The organism is Labrys sp. KB_33_2 (genome assembly GCF_052114505.1).
Lineage (GTDB): Bacteria > Pseudomonadota > Alphaproteobacteria > Rhizobiales > Labraceae > Labrys.
In genome coordinates, this window is sequence record NZ_JBFREW010000027.1 from 20,426 (window position 1) to 41,613 (window position 21,188).

The 21,188-nt window shown below is 63.8% G+C and carries 26 protein-coding genes; 13 read left to right on the forward strand and 13 right to left on the reverse strand.

All coding sequences use genetic code 11. The features are described 5' to 3' along the window. The first annotated feature begins 9 nt into the window (after window positions 1-9). From AB4037_RS32170 to AB4037_RS32215, 10 genes are all read left to right on the forward strand, one after another. Window positions 10-840: a YdcF family protein gene (locus AB4037_RS32170; protein ID WP_441774310.1), complete on the forward strand. Its 831-nt coding sequence runs from the start codon at window positions 10-12 to the stop codon at window positions 838-840. Between the two features lie 84 nt (window positions 841-924). Further along, window positions 925-1,446 (forward strand): acylphosphatase, encoded by a 522-nt coding sequence (locus tag AB4037_RS32175; protein ID WP_441774311.1) that lies wholly within the window; start codon window positions 925-927, stop codon window positions 1,444-1,446. A gap of 254 nt (window positions 1,447-1,700) precedes the next feature. Continuing rightward, window positions 1,701-2,447 (forward strand): lysophospholipid acyltransferase family protein, encoded by a 747-nt coding sequence (locus AB4037_RS32180; protein WP_434959181.1) that lies wholly within the window; start codon window positions 1,701-1,703, stop codon window positions 2,445-2,447. A 256-nt stretch (window positions 2,448-2,703) separates the two neighbouring features. Next, entirely contained in the window at window positions 2,704-3,075 is a 372-nt protein-coding gene (locus AB4037_RS32185) for a hypothetical protein (protein WP_441774312.1), read from the forward strand. Between the two features lie 160 nt (window positions 3,076-3,235). Next, the gene (locus AB4037_RS32190; protein ID WP_434959179.1) at window positions 3,236-3,694 is read left to right on the forward strand and encodes an EF-hand domain-containing protein; all 459 of its coding nucleotides are present in this window, start codon (window positions 3,236-3,238) and stop codon (window positions 3,692-3,694) included. A gap of 44 nt (window positions 3,695-3,738) precedes the next feature. Next, window positions 3,739-4,284, forward strand: a complete 546-nt coding sequence (locus AB4037_RS32195) for an RNA polymerase sigma factor (RefSeq protein ID WP_434959178.1) — start codon at window positions 3,739-3,741, stop codon at window positions 4,282-4,284. Further along, a complete protein-coding gene (locus AB4037_RS32200; RefSeq protein ID WP_434959177.1) occupies window positions 4,277-4,630 on the forward strand; it encodes a hypothetical protein in 354 nt (117 codons plus the stop codon). The genes AB4037_RS32195 and AB4037_RS32200 overlap by 8 nt, the downstream gene beginning before the upstream one ends. Then, window positions 4,623-5,066 carry a hypothetical protein gene (locus AB4037_RS32205; protein ID WP_441774313.1) on the forward strand — a complete coding sequence of 148 codons (444 nt, stop codon included), beginning with the start codon at window positions 4,623-4,625 and terminating at the stop codon, window positions 5,064-5,066. Before AB4037_RS32200 ends, AB4037_RS32205 begins: the two co-directional genes overlap by 8 nt. Before the next feature lie 2 nt (window positions 5,067-5,068). Further along, on the forward strand, window positions 5,069-5,521 hold the full coding sequence (locus AB4037_RS32210; RefSeq protein ID WP_441774314.1) for a periplasmic heavy metal sensor: 453 nt from the start codon (window positions 5,069-5,071) through the stop codon (window positions 5,519-5,521). A gap of 184 nt (window positions 5,522-5,705) precedes the next feature. Next, a complete protein-coding gene (locus AB4037_RS32215) occupies window positions 5,706-5,996 on the forward strand; it encodes a GCG_CRPN prefix-to-repeats domain-containing protein (protein WP_441774315.1) in 291 nt (96 codons plus the stop codon). Window positions 5,997-6,098: 102 nt separating this feature from the next. On the opposite strand, the gene AB4037_RS32220 is transcribed toward AB4037_RS32215, so the two are convergent. After that, a complete protein-coding gene (locus AB4037_RS32220) occupies window positions 6,099-6,722 on the reverse strand; it encodes an urease accessory protein UreE (RefSeq protein ID WP_434959173.1) in 624 nt (207 codons plus the stop codon). A 162-nt stretch (window positions 6,723-6,884) separates the two neighbouring features. Then, on the reverse strand, window positions 6,885-7,142 hold the full coding sequence (locus AB4037_RS32225) for a DUF1272 domain-containing protein (protein ID WP_441774316.1): 258 nt from the start codon (window positions 7,140-7,142) through the stop codon (window positions 6,885-6,887). Window positions 7,143-7,352: 210 nt separating this feature from the next. Here AB4037_RS32225 and AB4037_RS32230 point away from each other — a divergent pair, with 210 nt between their 5' ends. Continuing rightward, entirely contained in the window at window positions 7,353-7,814 is a 462-nt protein-coding gene (locus tag AB4037_RS32230; protein WP_434959171.1) for an Hsp20 family protein, read from the forward strand. Window positions 7,815-7,943: 129 nt separating this feature from the next. Here AB4037_RS32230 and AB4037_RS32235 read toward each other — a convergent pair whose 3' ends face one another. Together AB4037_RS32235 and obgE are read right to left on the reverse strand one after the other, a co-directional pair. Beyond that, window positions 7,944-8,420 carry a hypothetical protein gene (locus AB4037_RS32235; protein ID WP_441774317.1) on the reverse strand — a complete coding sequence of 159 codons (477 nt, stop codon included), beginning with the start codon at window positions 8,418-8,420 and terminating at the stop codon, window positions 7,944-7,946. 77 nt (window positions 8,421-8,497) lie between these two features. Further along, the gene (obgE, locus tag AB4037_RS32240) at window positions 8,498-9,547 is read right to left on the reverse strand and encodes a GTPase ObgE (RefSeq protein ID WP_434959169.1); all 1,050 of its coding nucleotides are present in this window, start codon (window positions 9,545-9,547) and stop codon (window positions 8,498-8,500) included. 426 nt (window positions 9,548-9,973) lie between these two features. On the opposite strand from obgE, the gene AB4037_RS32245 reads away from it, so the two are divergent. After that, on the forward strand, window positions 9,974-10,975 hold the full coding sequence (locus tag AB4037_RS32245; protein ID WP_441774346.1) for a TIM44-like domain-containing protein: 1,002 nt from the start codon (window positions 9,974-9,976) through the stop codon (window positions 10,973-10,975). Between the two features lie 87 nt (window positions 10,976-11,062). On the opposite strand, the gene betA is transcribed toward AB4037_RS32245, so the two are convergent. From betA to betI, 3 genes are all read right to left on the reverse strand, one after another. Continuing rightward, window positions 11,063-12,721, reverse strand: a complete 1,659-nt coding sequence (gene betA / locus AB4037_RS32250) for a choline dehydrogenase (protein ID WP_441774318.1) — start codon at window positions 12,719-12,721, stop codon at window positions 11,063-11,065. A gap of 117 nt (window positions 12,722-12,838) precedes the next feature. Beyond that, window positions 12,839-14,302, reverse strand: coding sequence for a betaine-aldehyde dehydrogenase (gene betB / locus AB4037_RS32255; RefSeq protein ID WP_441774319.1), 1,464 nt, complete (start codon window positions 14,300-14,302; stop codon window positions 12,839-12,841). Between the two features lie 137 nt (window positions 14,303-14,439). Beyond that, the gene (betI, locus tag AB4037_RS32260; protein ID WP_441774320.1) at window positions 14,440-15,072 is read right to left on the reverse strand and encodes a transcriptional regulator BetI; all 633 of its coding nucleotides are present in this window, start codon (window positions 15,070-15,072) and stop codon (window positions 14,440-14,442) included. Between the two features lie 274 nt (window positions 15,073-15,346). On the opposite strand from betI, the gene AB4037_RS32265 reads away from it, so the two are divergent. Continuing rightward, window positions 15,347-15,559 (forward strand): hypothetical protein, encoded by a 213-nt coding sequence (locus AB4037_RS32265; protein ID WP_311934624.1) that lies wholly within the window; start codon window positions 15,347-15,349, stop codon window positions 15,557-15,559. 104 nt (window positions 15,560-15,663) lie between these two features. Here AB4037_RS32265 and AB4037_RS32270 read toward each other — a convergent pair whose 3' ends face one another. The 6 genes from AB4037_RS32270 to AB4037_RS32295 all read right to left on the reverse strand — a co-directional run bounded on the left by AB4037_RS32270 (window position 15,664) and on the right by AB4037_RS32295 (window position 21,125). After that, window positions 15,664-16,065, reverse strand: coding sequence for a F0F1 ATP synthase subunit epsilon (locus AB4037_RS32270; protein WP_434959165.1), 402 nt, complete (start codon window positions 16,063-16,065; stop codon window positions 15,664-15,666). A gap of 57 nt (window positions 16,066-16,122) precedes the next feature. After that, on the reverse strand, window positions 16,123-17,556 hold the full coding sequence (gene atpD / locus AB4037_RS32275; protein ID WP_434959164.1) for a F0F1 ATP synthase subunit beta: 1,434 nt from the start codon (window positions 17,554-17,556) through the stop codon (window positions 16,123-16,125). A 58-nt stretch (window positions 17,557-17,614) separates the two neighbouring features. Next, window positions 17,615-18,019, reverse strand: a complete 405-nt coding sequence (locus AB4037_RS32280; RefSeq protein ID WP_434959163.1) for an organic hydroperoxide resistance protein — start codon at window positions 18,017-18,019, stop codon at window positions 17,615-17,617. A gap of 22 nt (window positions 18,020-18,041) precedes the next feature. Next, window positions 18,042-18,917: a F0F1 ATP synthase subunit gamma gene (locus AB4037_RS32285; RefSeq protein WP_434959162.1), complete on the reverse strand. Its 876-nt coding sequence runs from the start codon at window positions 18,915-18,917 to the stop codon at window positions 18,042-18,044. 121 nt (window positions 18,918-19,038) lie between these two features. Continuing rightward, entirely contained in the window at window positions 19,039-20,565 is a 1,527-nt protein-coding gene (gene atpA / locus AB4037_RS32290; protein ID WP_434959161.1) for a F0F1 ATP synthase subunit alpha, read from the reverse strand. After that, entirely contained in the window at window positions 20,565-21,125 is a 561-nt protein-coding gene (locus AB4037_RS32295) for a F0F1 ATP synthase subunit delta (protein ID WP_441774321.1), read from the reverse strand. Before AB4037_RS32295 ends, atpA begins: the two co-directional genes overlap by 1 nt. Window positions 21,126-21,188 lie beyond the last annotated feature (63 nt).

The following is a 21,188-nucleotide window of genomic DNA, read 5'->3' on the forward strand; positions in this document are numbered from 1 at the left end:
GGGTCATCCATGAGCGTCTGGCAGGGCTCCGCGCCTATTCCGCTACACACCCGCGCCGCCGACCCCATTTTTGCCCAAACCATCCGCAAGAATTTCGGCTACGGCAGATTGGCCAGGTTTGACAAACTGGTATGGGCGCGTCCGATGCGGCAGGCCTCGGCGATCACTGGCATGGTTTCCCCGGCCCAGGCGGAGCACCCGCCGAAGCGGCCACGGCGCTGGCTGCGCTGGATCCTGGAGATCACCGGTGCCTGCCTGCTGTTCTTTACCGCGGCCGTGGTGACGGATTTCGCCTATTTCGTCTCCAGCCTGCAGAACCAGACGCCCAACCCTGCCGTGAGGGCCGATGGCATCATCGCTCTCACCGGCGGCGCCGACCGCATCAGCGAGGCTTTCGACCTGCTCAATCAGGGTCGCGCCAAGCGCCTTCTCATCACCGGCGTCAACAAGGCAACCAGCCAGCAGGCCCTGGCCGGGCACACGGCCGGCGGTGTCGAGGTGCTCGATTGCTGCGTGGATATCGACCGCAATGCCCTCAACACCCTCGGCAATGCCCTGGAAACGGCACGCTGGGTGCGCGACAAGCAGTTCAAATCGATCATCGTGGTGACCTCGAACTATCACATGCCGCGTTCGCTCTTGGAACTGCGCCGGGTGCTGCCGGATACCACCCTGATCGCCTATCCCGTGATCTCGCAAAATCTCAAGCTCGATTCCTGGTGGATGGATCCGGTCAGCGTCCACCTGCTGCTGTCGGAATATGTGAAATATGCGAGCGCCACCTTCCAGCTCCGGATGGAACGGGCCACGGCGGACAGGGTTACGGCGCGAGCCGAATGAGGAGCGTTTCGAAGGAAATATCTTGCGCTCTTCAATGCCAGAAAACCGCTGGTGTCACCGACATTTGAAACAGGGAGCCATGCCATGCGCTTCACCAGAACGATATGCATTCGTTTGCTGGCGGCGACTTTTCCGTTGTTCCTCGGTGTCGCGGCACAGGCCGATGCCAAGGAGGGTGCGATCGAGGCAACCGTTACCGGAAACGACCAGCAGGTCGGTTTCCGCGCGGCCGTCATGAAGCAGGCGATCAAGTATAATCTTGCAGGCTCAGCCAAGAACGAAGCCGACGAAATCGTTCACTTTACCCTGCAGGGCGACAAAAAGCGGATCGACGCAGCCCTTGCGACCATTCGAAAAGGCACCAAGAGATCATCCGGAATCAACGTCGCCACAAAGCCTGCGGCGGTGGACCCCGCCCTGAATTCATTCACGATCGTGGACTGGACGTCGTCGAGCCGAAATATCACCAATAAATACACGCTCGTCTTCAAACGACGGACAGACGACACGGTGATTTCAAAAAAGGACGTCAAGGCGGAGTGGCATCAGATACTCGAAAACACCCTCGCCCCCGAGGACAGGCAGAAACTCCGGCCCGATGACTGACGCTTGCAGCACCATGCGTCGACCTGTTGAATAGCTGCCAGTCCAGGCGGAAAATTCGTTGGATCCAGCCAATCCCCGGCGGGCGAAGTGGCGGATTTCGCTCCCTTGCAAATGGCTGCTATGACGGCATCGCCGTCGGCGCTCGATCCGCTATTCGGGCAGTGGCGCTATCTGTCGGACCACGGTGGAAGAAGGAGGCAGGCGCCGACAATTCTGCTATAGCCGCTGCAGCATCCCTCGAATGACCCCACTCCATGCTCGTCCTGCGCTCGCTCCTGTTCAACCTGGCCTTCTATGTCAACATCGTCCTGTGGATGATTCTGGCGTTGCCGACTCTACTGATGCCGCGCCCTGCCCTGCTCTGGATCGTGAAGAGCTGGGCGCGGGTGAACATCTTCCTGATGCGCCATATCGCCGGCATCACCTGCGAGATTCGCGGGCGGGAGAATTTGCCGCCCGGGCCGGTTCTGGTCGCGGCCAAGCACCAGTCCACTTGGGACATCTTCGCCATGTTCCTCGTGTGCGAGGACCCCTGCTACGTGCTCAAGCGCGAACTGATGTGGCTGCCCATCTTCGGCTGGCTCGCCGCCAAGGCGCAGATGATCGCCGTCAACCGAGGGGCCCGCTCCAAGGCCATGAAGCAGATGAAGGCGGATGGCGAGCGCGAACTCGCCCGAGGCCGCCAGATCGCCATCTTCCCCGAAGGCACCCGCCGGGCGCCCGGCGCCGAGCCAGCCTACAAATATGGCGTGGTCTATCTCTACAGCGAGTTCAATGTGCCCTGCGTCCCCGTGGCGCTCAATTCCGGCCATTTCTGGCCGCGGCGCCAATTCATCCGCCAGCCGGGCAGGCTGGTGATGGAGATCCTGCCCGCCATTCCGGCCGGCCTGGACAAGGCCGCCTTCTTCGATCGCCTGGTTGATGATATCGAGACAGCCTCGGACCGGCTCCTGGCTGAAGCCCAGGGCCAAAGCGTTTTGCTATTTGACGAAGTCAGCTAGGGTCGCAAAGACGTTTCTGGCCAACCCGTTGCTTTGGCTTGGAAACAAGGAGCTGAAGCAATTGGGCGTTTCGCCACGGACACCGTTGCTCTAAGCATCGGATCCGATTTCGGCATCGTGTCCGACGCTGTAGGTTATTGTTATCACATCGTTTTCGCCGAAAATCGGCATCCCCTTTTCGGCACGATGCTCCAGGTGAGGCGGAACAAACCCGAATCGCTTGACGCCGCAATGCGCGATGTTCTAGATTTGTTCCATGACACAGATCGCGATTCGTTCTCGTTCTCAGCCCGATCACCGCCTGTGTACGACGCTGGCCGCATTGGGCCGCGACGCACCGGCAGCGGCATCACGTTTCCGTCGCTGGGTCGGTATTTCAGGCCGTTCCTATCTGGTCTCGGTCTATCCGATCTCCCAATGCCCCGATTATGTCGATGCCGTCTTGATCGCGGTCGGTGCAGGCGGCGCCTGCGTATGGATCGGCGAGGCCGGTCAAGGTGGCGATGACCTTGCCGCCACGCTCGCGGCCGCCGCCCAGGCCGGCGCCTGCGAAGTTCACGTGCATCTCCTGGCGGGGAACCCGGCAGCACGGGCCGCAGCCATTCGCGATCTCGACGGCCGGCACTGACAAGCCCTCCGTGAATATGGGTTCGGCCTTCGTCGGCTAAAGCAAGACGCTTTAGCCCCCAAACTTCTTTGCCACCAGACCGACGGATTTTCCTGGCGCTGCCGTTCAAGCAGAGTCCCTTCGCGCCGAATGCCCGCGCGATCTGTCCCAGGAGATGCCCATGATCGGCCGTTCGATCCTTGCCTTGATGCTGGCCCTGCCGGCCGCCGCCGCTATGGCACAGACGTCTGAGCCGGCGCCGGCCCAGCCGGCCCAGACACCGGCTCCCCAGGCAACGATATCTCAAGCCCCGGCACAAACCGCGGCACCGGCCAAGGCCGGCCTCAGCCTCGCCGAGTTCCAGGCCCGCCGCGAGAAGGCAATCATGAAGGCCGATACCGACGGCGACGGCAAGATCAGCTCGGCGGAATGGAGCGCCTTCCAAACAAAGCGGAACGCCAAGACCGACCCGGCCAAATCGTTCGCCCGGCTCGACGCCGACAAGGACGGTTTCGTCGACAAGGCCGAGCTCGACGCCTTCTTCGCCAAGCGCTTCGCCAAACTCGATGCCAACAAGGACGGCGCCCTTGCCCGCGATGAAATGCCGGGCCACAAATCGGCTGCCAAACCGGCGCAATGATGCGGGACCATGCCCCTCGATGAATCCCGGGAGCGCGCCTGGTTATGGGGTCCGATCCAGACGAGGAGTTGGTGCGCCGGATCGGTTCGGGCGACGATGCTGCCATGCAGGTCCTGGTCTCACGCAAGTTGCCGCGGCTGCTCGCCCTGGCCCGCCGTATGCTCGGCGATGCCGCGGAGGCTGAGGATGTCGCGCAGGAGGCCTTCCTGCGGATCTGGCGCAACGCCGCGCGCTGGCGGCCCGGGGCGGCCCGGTTCGACACCTGGATCCACCGTGTCGCGCTCAACCTCTGCTATGATCGCCTGCGCCGTCGCAGGGAATGGACGGGCCTCGATCTGCCCGAACTGGCCGCTCCCCCGGATCACCCCGCGGCGGGCGGCACGGAGGAGGCCAGCGACCATGTGGAGCAAGCCTTGCAGGCCATCGCGCCGCGGCAGCGGGAAGCGATCGTCCTGACCTATTATCAGTCGATGTCCAATATCGAGGCCGCGGCAGCGATGGAAGTCAGCGTCGAGGCGCTGGAGAGCCTGCTCGCCCGCGGACGCCGTTCTCTGCAGTCGATCCTGATCAGGAAGGCCGATCATGACTGAAGCTCCCTTCACGATGAGTGCAGAGCTTTTCGCTGCCCTTGCCGCCGCCTATGGCGCGGTGATCGAAGCATGGCCCGCACCCGAGCGCAGCGCCGGGCGTTCCTTCGCGCAGACCCCGCAGGGGCGGCACATTCTCGCAAGGGCTGGCCGCCTCGACCTGGCATTGCGCAGCATCGAGGGACATGGCTGCATACGCGTCTCGCCCGAAGGACGCAGCAATGCCGCCGTCCTCACGCTCCCGGGATCAGCCGCTGCCAGCCTCCCTCATCGCCTCGCAGCGCCTGTCCGCCGCTCCCGTTCGGATAAGCTGGAAGCCCTCTTGTCGGGGAGCGTTTCCCATGCCTGACAGGCTCGTGCCAATGGATGCCGGGCGTTTTGCCGCCCTTGCCGACAACTATGGCAGCCGCCTGCAGCACTGGCCGGCAGCCGAACGGGCCGCGGCCACGGCTTTTGCATCGAGCCCGGAGGGGAAGGCCATCCTGCAGGCTGCCGCCCAACTCGACAGCATGCTCGATCGTTACGCAGTACCGCCTCCGAGCGCCGATCTCCACGCACGGATCGTGGCGGCCGGGACCGCCGGCCTCGCGCCCCGCCGGCGGGCCCGCCGCTGGTGGCTCGGGCTCGGCCTGGCGGGTGTCGGCCTTGCCGGCGCCCTGGCTGGAACCCTGGCGATCGCCATGCTCGATACACCGACGAGGGCGGAGCATGGCGGGCTGGGGGCGACAATCACGGCCTTCGGCGATGCCGAGCCCGAGGCGGATATCAGCGAAGAAGGATCGTGAACATGGCCGGCTCGCGCATCCTCCTGATCGCCTCGATTGCCCTCAACATTTTCCTGGCCGGGGCGATTGCCGGCGGCATCGTCTGGTTCGAAGCCCGCAGATCCGTGCCACGCGCCTCGCTGCAGGCCCTTGGCAACCAGTTGCCTACGCTGGAACGCGATGCCTTCTACAAGACCCTGCGCGAGGCACGCCATCAGGCCCGACAGACCATTCTCGACGGACAGCAGGCCCGGCGCGACGCCGCCGCTTTGCTGCGGCAGCCGGCACTGGATGCCCCGGCCCTGCTCGCGGCCCTGGAGCGCGCCCGCACGGCCGACGCCGCCATGAGGGCCGGGCTGGAACAGCGCATCGTGGAATTTGCGGCCGCGAGTTCGCCCGCCGATCGCGCCATCCTGGCCGAAGGGCTGAGCCGCTATATCCACGCGCCGCCCCCACCGAAGAAACCAGCCCAATAGAGCATTTTCAAGAGAAGCTGGCAGGCTTCTTGGCTAGGAAAATGCGTCGAAACAAAGAGTTGGAGCAAAGTGCAATTTAGGGAAATCGCACTCTGTTCCAGCGACGGATTTCCTTCCGGCCTGCGTTCAAGCTTGCAGGAGGCCGCGCCGGCCTTCCGCAAGTAGTATCCGGTGGAGTTCCATCATGAAGCGTATCGTTCAAGTTGCCGCCATCGCCATGCTCGGCCTGCCCGGCCTGGCCGCCGCTACGACGACTGCCTCGGCCATGCCGCTGGCTGCCTCCGCCCCTGCCGCCGCACCTTTGGTGCAACAGGTGGCCTGGGGCTGCGGTCCGGGCTGGCGCCCCAATATCTGGGGACGCTGCGTGCCCCAATATCCGGTCTACAGCTATGGCTGGAGCCGTCCCGTCTATTATCATGGTTGGGGCGGGGGCTGGCGTCGCCCCTATTACGGACACGCCTGGCATCGCTGGTAGATCCAGCGGAGGGAGGCCGATCGCTTAGAGAGTCGTGCCGAAAACCGGAAGCCGGTTTTCGGCAAAAGCGATGCACCAACAAGGACCTACGGCACCTGCCACTCAGTCGTGACCGTGCTTGCCGTGGTGTCCATGTTCATGGTCGTGCCCGCAACCGCAAGCTTCGCCATGGCTATGATCGTGATGATGATGATCATGGTCGTGGCCAGGCTCATGGCCATGATCGTGCTTGCGCCCGTGATCATGCTGATGGCCATGGTCGTGGTGATGGCCATGATCGTGCCCATGGGCGTCGTGGCCGTGATTCCCGCCCTCTGGCTGGAACGGCCCCTCAATCGCCACGACCTTGGCACCGAGCCCTTTCAGGAGGTCAGCGATCTCGGCATCCTGGCGGATGCGCAGCCATTTCGTCCCGATCTCGGTTTCGCGATGGCTGTCGCCGAGATGCCAGGCGAGGCGCATCAGATGCAGGGGGTCGCGCCCCTTGATCTCGAACAGGGGCTCGGCCTCGGCCACGATCTCGATCAGCCGCCCGTCCTCCAGCCGGTAAGCATCGCCATGGGCGAGCGCCGGCGCCTCGGTGAGATCCACCTGGATGTCGAGGCCGCCCACCGTATGCACCAGGCCCTGTCGCTGGCAGCGGTCCTCGAAGGTCAGCACGACGCTGTCGGCAATGGACTGGGCCCCGACCTCGGGGGCGGGCACGAAGGAATGGGCGTGAAGCATGGATGTTTCCTGCAGGGATGTTCACTGCCTCATATAGACTGCTTCGTGCCGATATGCAGGCGGGAAATCGTCGCCCAGCTGGCGGACGATAGCCCCCTCGCCCCCAAGGCAGCGTTTCCCGGCAAAGTCCGTGCCGCAATCAAGAGGAAGCTGCCTCCGCGTTCAGGCCGCGTCGCGCTTCGCCAGGCATTCGCCCTCGCGCAGCACACGCTCCGTCGAGGGCGGATATTTGGCCAGCAGGGCAGTGGGACGGATCGGCCGACGCACGAGGTCGCCGCCGCAATTGGGGCAGGTGCCGCCGAAGACATCCGCCGCGCAGCCGGCGCAAAAGGTGCACTCGAAGGTGCAGATCATCGCCTCAGGCGCGTCGGGGGGCAGATCTCTGTCGCAGCATTCGCAATTGGGGCGCAGTTTCAGCATGGGTCACCTCAGGGAACGGCACGAAACAGCATCATCTTGCGCGACCGGGCGATCAAGGCAAGCCCGATCAAGAATCGACACTCATCCTCTTGAAACCGCTGGAACCCGCACCAAATCAAGGTCTGTGCAGGCCCAGACGGGATGCACATGTCGGCTCCGGCCAGATGGCGGAGCGTTTTCCACGGCTTGTCGCTTCAAAGGAGGATAGCCATGCGTCAGTTTGATTTTTCGCCCCTTTACCGTTCCACCGTCGGTTTCGACCGCCTGTTCTCGGCGCTCGATCAGGTTGCCGGCTTCGATGCTTCGGCCACCACCTACCCGCCCTACAATATCGAGCGCACCTCGGATAACACCTATCGCATCTCTGTCGCCGTCGCCGGTTTCGCAGAGAACGACATCGCCATCGAGGTGAAGGAAAACGCCCTCACCATTCGTGGCGAGAAGTCCGAAGGCAAGGAAGGCAGCAAGGGCGAGGTCCTGCATCAGGGTATTGCCGCCCGCGCTTTCGAGCGCCGCTTCCAGCTCGCCGACTATGTCCAGGTGACCGGCGCCAGTCTCGAGAACGGCCTGCTCCATGTCGACCTTATCAGAGAGATCCCGGAGGCCAAGAAGCCCCGGCTGATCCCGATCAACGGTTCGGCTCCCCGGCAGGTCGAAGCCAAGGCTGCCTAAGCCAATAGTAGGATAGGACGGAAAGTCGAGGGCGCTCCGGGAAACCGGGGCGCCTTTTTGCATGGGCGGCAACCAAGTCGCCTGGCGATCGCCTCTTCCCAGGAAGAGATGCCCGCGATCCCGAAAAAGTCAGCAGCCCGGTGCGATCTGGCGGTAACGGCACCAGCCCGGCGTCAACTGTCCGTTCGAATTGAGAGGATAGGCATAGCGCCCCGGCGTTCGCAGCGCGGGAGGCGGCCGATTGAGCGGCACGATGCGGGGCACCGGCTTGATCTCCACCTTCTGCAGCGGGGCCATCGGCCGCAGGGATGTCCCGGCCGGCAGAGCCGCGCCGCTGCCCCGCAGCGGGACCACGGCGACGATCTTGCCGGTCTGGTCGTCGACGGTCACGCGCACGCGCCGGCGCTTGGCGTCGACAGCGGCTGCGTAATAGAAATTGAGGTCATGCGTTACGCCGCCGACGCCGGAATAGCCGGCCTGCGTCATTGCCCGCATCGCCGCTTTCGGCGTCAGCGTGTCGGCAAGAGCCGGCACGGCCACGGCCAGGGGCACAAGCACCAGAAGGACCCCGACCAGCAGGCGCAGCAGCGCTGTCGTCTTGTTCAAGGCCATCTCCTCGATTCCTGTGCCCATTCCCACCATCTCAACGCCGACCGGGGCTGCCAGGTTCACGACTATCTGGTTCAGGGCTGCCAGGTATTGTTCTTCTCCAAAACCGGCTTTTCGATGATGTCATCAGCCGCCTTGGCCGCGCCGATCACCTCGAAAAGCTGGCGTAGCGCCTCCTGCACGCCCGAACCGGCGATGGAGGACAGCACGATCGGTGTCTTCTTCGCGGCCCGCTTCAGCCGCGCCACCTGTTCCTTGAGCAGTTCGGGTGAGAGCGAATCGGTCTTCGACAGCGCCACGATCTCCGGCTTGGTGGCCAGATCACCGCCATAGGCGGCGAGCTCGTTGCGAATGACCTTGTAGGCGTTGCCGGCATGCTCGCAGGTGCCATCGACCAGATGCAGCAGCACGCGGCAGCGCTCGACATGGCCAAGGAAGCGATCGCCGAGGCCATGCCCCTCATGCGCGCCCTCGATCAGGCCGGGAATGTCGGCGAGCACAAATTCGCGCCCGTCCACCCGAACGACGCCGAGACCGGGATAGAGGGTGGTGAAGGGATAGTCGGCGATCTTGGGCTTGGCGGCGGTCACCGTGGCCAGGAAGGTCGACTTGCCGGCATTGGGCAGGCCGACGAGGCCGGCATCGGCGATCAGCTTCAGGCGCAGCCAGATCGTCTTCTCCTCACCCGGCAGGCCGGGATTGGCCCGGCGCGGCGCCTGGTTGGTCGAGGTCTTGAAATAGGCGTTGCCGAAGCCGCCATTGCCACCCTTGCAGATCAAGGCGCGCTGGCCGACCTCGGTGAAGTCGGCGATCATGGTCTCGCCGTCCTCCTCATAGACCTGAGTGCCGACCGGCACCTTCAGCACCACGTCGGCTGAATTGGCGCCGGTGCGATTGCGCCCCATACCATGGGTGCCGACGCGTGCCTTGAAATGCTGCTGGTAGCGATAGTCGATCAGCGTATTGAGGCCGTCGACGCATTCGGCCACGACCGAGCCGCCCCGCCCGCCGTCACCGCCGTCGGGTCCGCCGAACTCGATGAATTTTTCGCGCCGGAAGGATACGGCTCCCGCGCCGCCGTCACCGGCTTTGACATAGATCTTGGCTTGATCGAGAAACTTCATGGCTCGGCTCTATTTCCAATGGAAGATGGTCAAGCCAGATCCGAAACAAGGTCTCCCGGCCAATTCTCCCGTCGCGCAAGCCGAACGGCCCACGCCCACACTGTCGATGCTGTCACGCTGATGGCGCTGACATAGTGCGTTTGCGGGGAAAAAGCGAGGGATTTCATATCGCCGCCTTCCCTTGCTCCACTCCGGGCAATCGGCCCGCTTCGGATCGGCCTCGATGCCCCTGCTTTCACGCTTGCCATCGCCCAGACGGCAATGATTACCGGAAATACACTTGCAACCAACCCGGCATGTCCCCACATTCCTCACGCGGGCCGGGCCCCTCTGACGTCGCGCTTGATGCGCACGTGATGTCGGACCGCTGAAAAAGGGCCCGCTAGCTGACATTGAAGCGGGCGACTGGAGATTAGGTTGCCGATCATGCGCTTCAACAAGACCCGACTATTCGCCGTTGTGGCCAGCCTGTTTGTGGCGGCGACACTGGTATCGACCGATTTCGCCGAGGCCCGCCGTGGCGGCAGCATCGGCAGCCGCGGTGCGCGCACCTATGATTCCGTGCCGGCCACCCGCACCGCGCCAGACCAGGCCGCCCCGGTCCAGCGTTCGATGACGCCCAATCCCGGTCCGAGCGCGACACAACCCGCCTCACCGCTGGCGCAGGGCGCCGCGCAGCAGCGTCCCGGCCTGTTCGGCGGCGCCGGCGGCCTGATGCGCGGCCTGCTGGTGGGTGGCCTCATCGGCGCGCTGCTGGGCTACGGCTTCGGGGGCCTCGCTGGCATGCTCGGTTTCCTGCTGCAGGCGGCCTTGATCGCCGTGATCGCCTTCTTCGCGATCTCCTGGTGGCGCTCGCGCCGTACACCGGCAGCGGCAGGCGGCCCGCAAATGTCGCGTGGCTTCGACTTCGGCAACCAGGGCTTGGGCAACCAGGGCCTGAACCGCGACGCGCAGCCGACCACGAACGGCCGCACCGGCTTCTTTGGCCTATCGTCTCCGGCGGCAGCCAGCCCAGCCCGTGGCGAAGCCATCGAGGCCACCCAGGCCGACCTCGACACCTTCGAGCACCGGCTGACCGAGGTCCAGGATGCCTTCGCCAAGGAGGATCACGCCGCCCTGCGCCGCCTGACGACGCCTGAAATCGTGTCCTACTTCTCCGAGGAGTTGGCCGACAATGCCAAGCGCGGCGTCCGCAATGACGTGCGCGATACGCGCCTGCTCCAGGCCGATATTGCCGAGGCCTGGCGCGAAGGTGACGAGGACTACGTCAGCGCCGCCTTCCGCTACCAGTCGGTCGATGTCCTCAGGGATCGTACCACCGGCGCGATCGTCGAAGGTAAGGACGAGCCCAGCGAAACGACCGAGATCTGGACGTTCGTTCGGCGCAAGGGTGAAGACTGGAAGCTGTCGGCGATTCAGGAAGCCTGAGCGGAAACTAGTTTCTTCAGTGTTCGCCACCCAATTCTGGTCCCTCTCAAAGCGCGAGGGGCCAGAAGCTGTCAAACACTCTCCCTCCTATCTCTGCTTCGTCTCCCAATCCTTCGCCCGGTAGAAGGGCGCGTTGGATGATGGCAGCAGCGGCTTGCCGAGAATGTGGTCGGATGCCTTCTCGCCGATCATGATCGAGGGAGCGTTGAGGTTGCCGTTGGTGATCAGCGGGATGATGGCTGAGTCGGCGATACGCAGATTCTCGAGGCCCACCACCCGGGTTTCGGGATCCACCACCGTCATCGGATCGGAAGGATCGCCCATCCGGCAGGTGCCGGACGGGTGGAAGGCACTCTCGACATGCTGGGCGATGAAGGCATCGATCGCCTCATCCGAGGTGACGTCGGCACCCGGCGAGATCTCGCGGCCAGCAAAAGGTTCGAACGCCTTCTGCTGGAAGATCTCGCGCGTCAGCCTGACACAGGCCCGCATCTCCGCCCAGTCCTCGGGGTGGCTCATATAGTTGAAGCGGATCAGCGGTGCCTCCCGCACATCGCGCGACTTCAGGCGGATATGGCCGCGGCTCTTGGAGCGCATCGGTCCGACATGGGCCTGAAAACCATGTTCGGTGGCAAGCGAATTGCCGTTATAGCTCACCGCCATCGGCAGGAAATGATACTGGATGTCGGGATAGGAGATACCGGCGCGCGAGCGGATGAAGCCGCAGCTCTCGAAATGATTGGTGGCGCCCAGCCCGTCCTTGCGCAGCAGCCATTGCAGGCCGACCATGCCCTTGGCGATCGGGTTGGTCACCGAATAGAGGGTGATCGGCTGCGTGCTCGCCATCTGGAAATAGAATTCGAGATGGTCCTGCAGGTTCTCGCCGACGCCTGGGAGATCGTTGACGACCTCGATGCCGAAGCCCTTGAGCTCGGCGGCTGGCCCGACGCCAGACGCCTTCAGGAGCTGTGGATCGTTGATCGGCCCGGCTGCCAGGATCACCTCGCGCCGCGCCATCACGCGCTTGAGCTGCGAGCCCCGCCAATATTCGACGCCGACAGCTCGCCTGCCCTCGAACAGGATGCGGCTTGCCAGCGCATGCGTCTCCACCGACAGATTGGGCCGCTTCATCGCCGGCTTGAGATAGGCGTTGGCGGCGGACCAGCGGCGGCCTTTGTGGACAGTCATGTCCATGCGACCGAAGCCTTCCTGCTGGTAGCCGTTCACATCGGCCGTGGCGGGATAGCCGGCCTCGACGGCGGCATCGATGAAGGCCTGGTAGAGCGGGTTGGCGAGCCGGCCATAGGACGTCTTGAGCGGGCCATCGGCGCCGCGATATTCGTCGCCGCCTTCCTCGCGACCTTCCGCCCGGCGGAAATAGGGCAGCACCCCCGCATAGTTCCAGCCGCGCGCGCCCGCCTCCTGCCAGGCCTCGTAGTCCATGGCATGGCCGCGGATATAGACCATGCCGTTGATCGAGGAGGATCCACCCAGCACCTTGCCGCGCGGTGTATGGAGGCTGCGGCCGCCGAGCGCGGGCTCGGGCTCGGCATGATAGCGCCAATCATAGCGCGGCGAGTTCATCGGGATGGAAAGGGCGCTCGGCATCTGGATGAACACCGAGCCGTCCTTGCCGCCGAATTCCAGAACCTTGACGCGATGCGTGCCGTCCTCCGTCAGGCGGCTCGCCATCACGCAACCCGCCGAACCGGCGCCCACGATCACATAGTCGAATGTTTCGGTCATGGTTTTCCGGGTGCGCGGACGTCCCGTCCGCCTCTTCCCGCCCTTCGAATGTCGCGTTTCCAAGAGCGGACATCCCCCAATGACTTCATGGGGCTGCGATGTCCGCGCTCCCAGACCTCAGTACGGTGCGTCGATATCGCCGAGGGCGACGTAAACGCTCTTGATCTGGGTGTAGTGCTCGACAGCGGCGCGCGAATTCTCGCGCCCGAGGCCGGACAGCTTGACCCCGCCGAAAGGCAGCTCGATCGGCGTGACGTTGTACTGGTTGATCCAGCAGGTGCCGGCCTCGAGATTGGCGATGACGCGATGGCCACGCGAAAGATCGTTGGTGAACACGCCGGCCGCCAGGCCATATTCGGTATCGTTGGCGCGGGCCACCACCTCGTCCTCGTCGTCGAAGCTCAGCACCGTCATCACCGGTCCGAAGATCTCCTCGCGCACGATGGCCATGTCGTCCTGGCAGCCGTCGAAGATGGTGGGGGCAACGAAGGCGCCCTTGGCGAGCGTGCCGGTGGTGACGCGATAGCCCCCGGTGAGCAGCTTGGCACCTTCCGCCTTACCCTTCTCGACATAGGACATCACCTTTTCCAGATGCTCCTGGTTGACGAGAGCGCCGACATGGGTGTTGGGATCGAGGGGATCGCCGATCACCATCTTTTCAACCCTTGCTTTGAGCTTGGCGAGGAAGGCGTCCTTGACCTTGCTATGCACGAACACCCGTGTGCCGTTCGAACAGACCTCGCCGGCCGAATAGAAATTGCCGAGCAGCGCGCCGGAGACGGCATTGTCGAGTTTGGCGTCCTCGAACACGATCAAGGGCGACTTGCCGCCGAGCTCGAGCGTGACATGCTTCAGCGTCTTGGCGGCATTGGCCATGATGATGCGGCCGGTGCCGGCCTCGCCCGTCAGCGAAATCTTCTTGATCGAAGGGTGGGCGACCAGCGCCTTGCCGACGCGGGCATCGCCTTGCACCACGTTGAAGACCCCGTCCGGCAGACCGGCCTCCTTGAAGGCTTCGGCGAGGTAGGGCGCGGTCAGCGGCGTCACCTCGGACGGCTTGAAGATCATGGCATTGCCACAGGCAAGCGCCGGAGCCGATTTCCAGCAGGCGATCTGGAGGGGATAGTTCCAGGCGCCGATGCCGGCGACAACACCAAGCGGCTCGCGCCTGGTATAGCCGAAGGCGGCGGGGCCGAGGTCGACATGCTCGCCGGTGAGGGTGGCGGCGATGCCGGCGAAGTATTCCAGGCAATCGGCGCCCGATAGTACGTCGACGGCGATGGTCTCCTGGATCGGCTTGCCGGTATCGCGCGTCTCGATATCGGCCAGGGCCGCGTTCTTCTCGCGCAGGATGTCGGCGGTGCGCTTGAGGATGCGGCCGCGCTCGGCGCCCGTCATGCGCGACCACACCTTGAAGCCGGCCTTGGCGGCCTCGACCGCCCGCTCGATGTCGGCATCACCGGCCTGTTCCACCTCAGCGATGGTCTCGCCGGTAGCCGGATCGACCGAAGCAAAGGTCTCGCCCGAGGTCGCGTCGACGAAGGCGCCGCCGATATGGTTCTTCACAACGCCGTAGCGCATTCTTCAAACTCCCCGCCTGGAATGGCCGCCGCTTGATCGGCGCCGTTTCCGCTTTTCGATATGAACTCAACTTCCAAATGCGAGCCGGCGCCCCTGCGTCCGGCCAAAGCCTCAGCGCGAGATCGCCGCCCGAGACCTCAACGACTGAGGCCGAGCAGCATGAACTGACTGTCGACGAAGCCGGTCGCCACACTTCTGGCCATCCGGCCATCAGGATCATTGGCAAGGGTGGCACGCAGCCACAGCCCGTCGATCATCGCCGAGATGGTTTCGGCAAGCGCCCGGGCCGGTTCCGGCCTCAGGACTGGATGCAGCGCATGGGCGAGATTGCCGGCAATGCGGCGATGATAGGCGCGCTGCACCCGGGCAAAGCGCGGCGAATGCGGCACCTGCCCCCAGAAAGCCAACCAGACCGTACCGATGCGCCGCTCGAACTGGCTGACACCGAGCATAGTCTCGATCACCGCCTGGACGCGAGCCCGCGGCGTGGTGGCGTCGCGCAGGCGGGCCGCCGCCCCTCGCGACAACTGCCGGGCGAGATGGCGCAGGGTCGCTTCCAGCAGCCCGTCCTTGTCACCGAAATAGAAGGAGACCAGGCCGGTGGAGACGTCAGCGCGGCGGGCGATCTCGGCGATCGTCGTGGCATTGAAGCCGAGTTCGGCGATCGCCTCGATGGTGGCGTCGATCAACTGCCGACGCCGAACGTCTCCGGCGTCGACGCGGCGCAGACGTATCGGACGTTCATTGGACGAGGTGAGCTGAGCGGCCATGACCTCTACAATATTTTGAACGTTCAATCAGTCAAGAGCGGATCGCATTCCCGCAACGATTCTTGGCGGCGAGGAGAACTGGAGGAAGCCCAGCCGATCCCCTTTCCATTTTCCTGCAAAGTCGGGCATGCTGGCTTGCGATCAGCCCGAACGTTTGCGACTTGCCGGGACCACCCGGAATCGCAAAGACACGTCGAAACAAGGAGTTAGAGCGAACAGGCATTCAGTCATGAACGCGTTTTGCTCTAGAGAATCAGGCGGGAGGAACAACCGGATGCGCGACAAGTCGACCGAAGGCCAGCTCGTACCAGGGCTTAATGTCATCGAGACGACAGAGACGGACAACATCCTGCGCTGGGACGGCCATATGGTCTATGTCGAGCACAAGGTCTTCCATAACGGGCAGGTGGTCCACGAGCGCTATAAACGCCGTGTCACGACCGAAGTCGCCAAGGCCTTGCTGACCACGATCCAGCTGAACGGCTGATCGGAGCACGAACCTCACGGCGAGACCGCATCATGTCGCGCTGCCGTGTTCAAAAAGAAAAAGCGCGCCGAAGCGCGCTTTTCAGAAGAAATGAGTGAACGTATTCAGCTCAGGGCTTTCTGCAATTCCTTGATCTGGCCGAGCTTGAGATCGGCCAAGGCCTTGGCGGCGTCGTCGACAGCCGCCTGGACCGCTGCCTCGGCGGCTGCAATTTCCAAGCTGACCTTGTCTGGCGTCATTTCCTCGATCGGAACGGCTTGTTCGGCCAGGATCGTGAGCCCCTGCGGATTGACGTCCGCGAAACCACCCCGCACGAACAGATGACGGGACGAGCCGCCCGCGGTTTCCTTGACCACAATGATGCCGGGCCGGATGGTCGACATCACCGGAGCGTGCTGGGACAGCACCTCGAAATCGCCTTCGCTGCCCGGCACGACGACGGATTCGACAGGGCCGGAGAACAGCAGCTTCTCAGGCGTGACGAGTTCGAATTGGAAGCTGGCCATCGATGCGGTCCTTGATTTCCAGAAGAGGGGCGCCTGACGGCGCCCCAGTCAGCATTGTTACGCAGCCTCGGCGGCCAGGCGCTTGCCCTTCTCGACGGCCTGCTCGATGGTGCCGACCATGTAGAAGGCGGCTTCCGGCAGATAGTCGTACTGGCCTTCGGCAATGCCCTTGAAGCCCTTGACGGTATCCTCGATGGCAACCTGCACGCCGTCCGAACCGGTGAACACCTTGGCGACGTCGAAGGGCTGCGACAGGAAGCGCTCGATCTTGCGGGCGCGCGCCACGGTCAGCTTGTCCTCTTCAGACAGTTCGTCCATGCCCAGAATGGCGATGATGTCCTGCAGGGCCTTGTAGCGCTGGAGGATCTGCTGCACCTGGCGGGCGACAGCGTAATGCTCTTCACCGACCACGGCCGGGGTGAGCATGCGCGAGGTCGAGTCGAGCGGATCGACGGCCGGGTAGATGCCCTTTTCGGCGATCGAGCGCGACAGCACGGTCGTCGCGTCAAGATGGGCGAAGGAGGTGGCGGGTGCCGGGTCGGTCAAGTCGTCGGCCGGCACGTAGATGGCCTGCACCGAGGTGATCGAACCCTTGGTGGTGGTGGTGATGCGCTCTTGCAGCGCGCCCATGTCGGTGGCGAGCGTCGGCTGATAGCCCACGGCCGAAGGAATACGGCCGAGAAGCGCGGACACCTCGGAACCAGCCTGGGTGAAGCGGAAGATGTTGTCCACGAAGAACAGCACGTCCTGGCCCTGGTCACGGAAATGCTCGGCGACGGTGAGGCCGGTCAGAGCGACGCGAGCGCGGGCGCCCGGCGGCTCGTTCATCTGGCCGAACACCAGGGCGCACTTCGACTTGACCGACGAATTGGCGTCATGCGGATCGGCATTGACGCCCGATTCGATGAACTCGTGATAGAGGTCGTTGCCCTCGCGGGTACGCTCGCCGACACCGGCGAACACCGAGTAGCCGCCATGGGTCTTGGCGATGTTGTTGATCAATTCCTGAATGAGCACGGTCTTGCCGACGCCGGCGCCGCCGAACAGGCCGATCTTGCCGCCCTTGGCGTAGGGGGCGAGCAGGTCGACCACCTTGATGCCGGTGACGAGGATCTGGGCTTCGGTGGACTGCTCGGCATAGCTCGGAGCAGGCGCATGGATCGGGCGCACGCCCTCGCCATTGACCGGGCCGGCTTCATCGATCGGCTCGCCGATGACGTTCATGATGCGGCCGAGCGTGGCCTCGCCCACCGGCACCGCGATCGGCTTGCCGGTATCGGTGACGGGCTGGCCGCGCACCAGGCCTTCGGAAATGTCCATGGCGATGCAGCGGACCGTGGATTCGCCCAGATGTTGGGCGACTTCCAGCACCAGACGCTGGCCGTTGTTGGTGGTTTCGAGGGCGTTCAGGATCTCGGGCAGATGGCCGTCGAACTGTACGTCGACAACGGCGCCGATGACCTGCGAAACGCGTCCGGTCGGGTTGGCCATGGGTTTCTCCAAAGTCTCTTGTCTGTTTGACAAATTCTTGTCTGTTTGAGAGCTGCGATCAGACGACGGTCAACGTGACGGGCACGTTGTTCCGGGTCGCCCGGGAATAGGGGCAGATCTGGTGAGCTTCCTCGACCAGCGCCTTGACCTTGTCGAGGTCGGCGCCGGGGACATGCACCTTCATCTCCACCGAGAGGGCGAAGCTGATATCGTCCTTGGCCAGCGTCACCTGGCAGGTGATCTTGGCGGTGGCGCCGTCAATGCCATGCTTGCGGCCAAGCGCCACGATGGCCTGGCCATAGCAGGCCGAATAGCCCAGCGCGAAGAGCTGCTCGGGGTTATGGCCTTCGCCATTGCCGCCGAGTTCCTTCGGAAAGGCCATCGCCAATGCCAGGCCGCCATTGTCGAGGATCGCGCGGCCCTCGCGGCCACCCTTGGTCGAGGCAGAAGTTGCGTAAGACATCACGATACCCCTATGGCTGACCTCAGAGCGCTTCCGCACCCGAGATGATTTCGATCAGTTCCTTGGTGATCATCGCCTGGCGCGTGCGGTTGTAGGTGATCGTCTGCTTCTTGATCATCTCACCGGCATTGCGCGTGGCGTTGTCCATGGCGCTCATCTGCGACCCGTAGAAGGACGCATTGTTCTCGAGCAGAGCACGCAGCACCTGCACCGAGATGTTGCGGGGCAGGAGATCGGCGAGGATGGCGCCCTCATCCGGCTCATACTCATAGGCGATCTTCTGCGTGCCTTCCTTGACGGCCGGCACTTCGGCCGGGATCAGGCGCTTGGCGGTCGGGATCTGCGAGATCACAGACTTGAAGGTCGAGTAGAACAGGGTGCAGACGTCGAAGCCGCCCTCTGCATAGAGCTTGCGGACCTTCGCACCGACCTGATCGGCGTGCTCGAAGCCGAGCTGGCGCACGGAGCGGAAGTCCACGAGCTCGATGATGTGCTTCTCGAGCTGACGCTTGAGCACATCGTAGCCCTTGCGCCCGACGCAGATGATCTTGACGGTCTTGCCTTGGCCGAGCAGGGCCAAGGCGTGCTCGCGGGCCAGACGGGCGATCGAAGTGTTGAACGCCCCGCACAGGCCACGCTCGCCGGTGCAGACCACCAGCAGATGGGTCTGATCCTTGCCGTTGCCCGCCAACAGCGGCGGGGCCTGGCGTGGATCGGCGATCGAGCCGGCGAGATTGGCGAGCACACCGTCGATGCGTTCGGCATAGGGGCGCGCAGCCTCGGCCGCCGACTGGGCGCGGCGCAACTTGGCGGCCGCGACCATCTGCATGGCCTTGGTGATCTTCTGCGTCGCCTTGACCGAGGCAATACGGTTTCTGAGGTCCTTAAGCGATGCCATCGCTTCGCCTTCCTATCGAGAGCGAGAGCGTTTTTCGATCTGACCGGATCGGAAAGACGCGTCTATCTCCTTGAAATTCTGAGTATTATTCGATCGACATAATCGAATAATACTCTCGCGATCAGCCGAAGGTCTTGGCGAACGCCTCGACCTGGTCCTTGAGCTTGGCGGCGACATCGTCGCTGAGATCGCTGGAAGTGCGAATCGCCTCGAGGATCGAGCCCTCGGCACGCAGCTTGGCGAGCAGGCCCGTTTCGAAGGACCGCACCTTGCCGACTTCGATCTTGTCGAGATAGCCGTTGACGCCGGCATAGATCACCACGACCTGCTCTTCCATCTTCAGCGGGGAGAACTGGCCCTGCTTCAGGAGCTCGGTCAGGCGGGCGCCGCGAGCGAGCAGGCGCTGCGTCGAGGCGTCCAGATCGGAACCGAACTGGGCGAAGGCCGCCATTTCGCGATACTGGGCGAGCTCACCCTTGATCTTGCCGGCGACCTTCTTCATCGCCTTGGTCTGGGCGGACGAACCGACGCGCGAAACCGACAGGCCGACGTTCACCGCGGGGCGAATGCCCTGGTAGAACAGGTCGGTCTCCAGGAAGATCTGGCCGTCGGTGATCGAGATCACGTTGGTCGGAATGTAGGCCGACACGTCGTTGGCCTGGGTTTCGATGATCGGCAGCGCCGTGAGCGAACCGAGACCGGCATCCTTGCCCATCTTGGCGGCGCGTTCGAGCAGGCGGGAGTGGAGATAGAACACGTCGCCCGGATAGGCTTCGCGGCCCGGCGGGCGGCGCAGCAGCAGCGACATCTGGCGGTAGGCGACGGCCTGCTTGGACAGATCGTCATAAACGATCACGGCATGCATGCCGTTGTCGCGGAAATATTCGCCCATGGCGCAGCCGGCGAACGGTGCCAGGAACTGCATCGGGGCCGGGTCGGACGCGGTGGCGGCGATGATGATCGAATAGTCGAGCGCGCCGTTCTCTTCCAGCACCTTCACGAACTGTGCGACGGTGGAACGCTTCTGGCCGACGGCGACATAGACGCAGTAGAGCTTCTTGGTCTCGTCGTCGCCCTGGTTGAGCGGCTTCTGGTTGAGGATGGTGTCGAGCGCCACGGCGGTCTTGCCGGTCTGGCGGTCGCCGATGATCAGCTCGCGCTGGCCACGGCCGATCGGGATCAGGGCATCGATGGCCTTGAGGCCGGTCGCCATCGGCTCGTTCACCGACTTGCGCGGAATAATGCCGGGTGCCTTGACGTCGACGCGGGCGCGCTGCTCGGCGACGATCGGGCCCTTGCCGTCGATCGGATTGCCGAGGGCGTCGACCACACGGCCGAGCAGGCCCTTGCCGACCGGGACGTCGACGATGGCGCCGGTCCGCTTGACGGTGTCACCTTCCGAGATGCCGCGGTCGGAGCCGAACAGCACGATACCGACATTATCGGCTTCGAGGTTCAGCGCCATGCCGCGCACGCCGCCGGGGAACTCGACCATCTCACCGGCCTGAACGTTGTCGAGACCATAGACGCGGGCAATACCGTCACCGACGGAGAGAACCTGACCGACTTCGGAAACTTCGGCTTCCTGGCCGAAATTCTTGATCTGGTCCTTCAGAATGGCGGAAATTTCTGCGGCGCGGATGTCCATCAGCCGACCTCTTTCATGGCGATCTTGATCGATTGGAGTTTGGTCTTGAGCGAGGCGTCGATCATGCGGCTACCGATCTTGACGATCAGACCACCGATCAGGCTCGGGTCGACCTTGACGTTGAGGGAGACGTCCTTGCCGGTCGCGCTCTTGAGCGAGTCCTTGAGGACGTTGAGATTGTCGTCGGAAAGCGGCTGGGCCGCCGTGACTTCGGCCGTGGCCTGCCCACGCGCCTTGGCGACCAGCACGGTGAAGGCCTGGATCATCTGGCCAACCGCGAACAGACGGCGGTTATGGGCGGCAAGCTTGATGAAATTGGCAGCAAGACCACCGATGCCAGCGCGCTCGAGCAACGCCGTGATCGCCTTGGTCTGCTCTTCGGAGGAAAAGACGGGGCTGCGGACGAGGCGCTTGAGATCAGCGCTTTCCTCGACGAGGCCATTGAAACGGCCGAGATCGGCTACAACGGAATCGATGGCGTCCTGCTCGCTGGCGAGCTCGAACAAGGCATTGGCATAGCGGCCTGCCATGCCGGATACGATCGGTTCTTCCCCTGCCACCGCGTGTCTCTCTGCTGAAACCACTTCGGGAGAACAGCAGTCCAGCCGGGTTTCCCCGCACCT

Bases quoted from the DNA above. Each gene is read 5' to 3' on its own strand.
- AB4037_RS32210 (WP_441774314.1), top strand. From the start codon at position 5,069: ATGGCCGGCTCGCGCATCCTCCTGATCGCCTCGATTGCCCTCAACATT.
- AB4037_RS32190 (WP_434959179.1), top strand. From the start codon at position 3,236: ATGATCGGCCGTTCGATCCTTGCCTTGATGCTGGCCCTGCCGGCCGCC.
- AB4037_RS32200 (WP_434959177.1), top strand. From the start codon at position 4,277: ATGACTGAAGCTCCCTTCACGATGAGTGCAGAGCTTTTCGCTGCCCTT.
- atpA (WP_434959161.1), bottom strand. From the start codon at position 20,565: ATGGACATCCGCGCCGCAGAAATTTCCGCCATTCTGAAGGACCAGATC.
- AB4037_RS32245 (WP_441774346.1), top strand. From the start codon at position 9,974: ATGCGCTTCAACAAGACCCGACTATTCGCCGTTGTGGCCAGCCTGTTT.
- AB4037_RS32170 (WP_441774310.1), top strand. From the start codon at position 10: ATGAGCGTCTGGCAGGGCTCCGCGCCTATTCCGCTACACACCCGCGCC.
- AB4037_RS32205 (WP_441774313.1), top strand. From the start codon at position 4,623: ATGCCTGACAGGCTCGTGCCAATGGATGCCGGGCGTTTTGCCGCCCTT.
- AB4037_RS32225 (WP_441774316.1), bottom strand. From the start codon at position 7,142: ATGCTGAAACTGCGCCCCAATTGCGAATGCTGCGACAGAGATCTGCCC.
- AB4037_RS32175 (WP_441774311.1), top strand. From the start codon at position 925: ATGCGCTTCACCAGAACGATATGCATTCGTTTGCTGGCGGCGACTTTT.
- betB (WP_441774319.1), bottom strand. From the start codon at position 14,302: ATGCGCTACGGCGTTGTGAAGAACCATATCGGCGGCGCCTTCGTCGAC.
- AB4037_RS32285 (WP_434959162.1), bottom strand. From the start codon at position 18,917: ATGGCATCGCTTAAGGACCTCAGAAACCGTATTGCCTCGGTCAAGGCG.
- AB4037_RS32195 (WP_434959178.1), top strand. From the start codon at position 3,739: ATGGGGTCCGATCCAGACGAGGAGTTGGTGCGCCGGATCGGTTCGGGC.
- AB4037_RS32230 (WP_434959171.1), top strand. From the start codon at position 7,353: ATGCGTCAGTTTGATTTTTCGCCCCTTTACCGTTCCACCGTCGGTTTC.
- AB4037_RS32215 (WP_441774315.1), top strand. From the start codon at position 5,706: ATGAAGCGTATCGTTCAAGTTGCCGCCATCGCCATGCTCGGCCTGCCC.
- obgE (WP_434959169.1), bottom strand. From the start codon at position 9,547: ATGAAGTTTCTCGATCAAGCCAAGATCTATGTCAAAGCCGGTGACGGC.
- atpD (WP_434959164.1), bottom strand. From the start codon at position 17,556: ATGGCCAACCCGACCGGACGCGTTTCGCAGGTCATCGGCGCCGTTGTC.
- betI (WP_441774320.1), bottom strand. From the start codon at position 15,072: ATGGCCGCTCAGCTCACCTCGTCCAATGAACGTCCGATACGTCTGCGC.
- AB4037_RS32280 (WP_434959163.1), bottom strand. From the start codon at position 18,019: ATGTCTTACGCAACTTCTGCCTCGACCAAGGGTGGCCGCGAGGGCCGC.
- AB4037_RS32220 (WP_434959173.1), bottom strand. From the start codon at position 6,722: ATGCTTCACGCCCATTCCTTCGTGCCCGCCCCCGAGGTCGGGGCCCAG.
- betA (WP_441774318.1), bottom strand. From the start codon at position 12,721: ATGACCGAAACATTCGACTATGTGATCGTGGGCGCCGGTTCGGCGGGT.
- AB4037_RS32185 (WP_441774312.1), top strand. From the start codon at position 2,704: ATGACACAGATCGCGATTCGTTCTCGTTCTCAGCCCGATCACCGCCTG.
- AB4037_RS32265 (WP_311934624.1), top strand. From the start codon at position 15,347: ATGCGCGACAAGTCGACCGAAGGCCAGCTCGTACCAGGGCTTAATGTC.
- AB4037_RS32180 (WP_434959181.1), top strand. From the start codon at position 1,701: ATGCTCGTCCTGCGCTCGCTCCTGTTCAACCTGGCCTTCTATGTCAAC.
- AB4037_RS32270 (WP_434959165.1), bottom strand. From the start codon at position 16,065: ATGGCCAGCTTCCAATTCGAACTCGTCACGCCTGAGAAGCTGCTGTTC.